At 51.2% G+C, this 594-nt stretch carries 1 pseudogene; it reads right to left on the bottom strand.

Going from position 1 to position 594, the window contains the following annotated elements:
• Positions 1-189, bottom strand: a pseudogene (locus RTW80_RS26940) (glycosyl transferase); the annotation flags it as partial.
• Positions 190-594 lie beyond the last annotated feature (405 nt).

Genomic DNA, 594 nt, shown 5'->3' with positions numbered 1-594 from the left:
ATAGTCAGCTTCAGAATCAAAACCGGGTGCGGCGTCAAATACCACCAGCCCGGCTTCTGCCGCTTTTTGGGCGAATTTTCCTCCGCTGGCGATCAGCACTTCATGGCCGTTAACGCGAAATGCCTGCGCCAGAGACAGCACAGGATACAACAGCCCATAGAGAGGCGGGCCTACAAACAAAATACGCATGAGAAAATCCCTCTCCGCTTGACGATCTAAATCAGGCAGTCGACGCACTCATATGCCAGCAGCAGGACACGACTTTTCGTTAAACCTGCTTTACCAGATGCTGCGCCATTTGTGCTTCACCAGCGTTATGGACAGCTCAGTCAGAGACTTTTCCGTGACATACACAGGTGAACAGGGAACTCCGTATCCCCACTTCCATTAACGCTTACGCGCCATTGTCCTGTTGAACAGCCCAAATGGCGTCGGACAGCTACGCCGGGATGTTCTGACGCATTTGTGCAGTGTTAGACCGAACAACGAATCTGGAAAGAACCGTGATTTCTTAGACACACGATGCATCATCCTGATAGTCTCGCCTTCGCTGGTCTGTAAGTAAAAACGCCGTTGTACAGGCGATGTTTGTTC

This window comes from Escherichia sp. AM3, from assembly GCF_032029835.1.
Lineage (GTDB): Bacteria > Pseudomonadota > Gammaproteobacteria > Enterobacterales > Enterobacteriaceae > Escherichia > Escherichia coli.
This window is presented reverse-complemented; position numbering and strand designations above follow the sequence as displayed.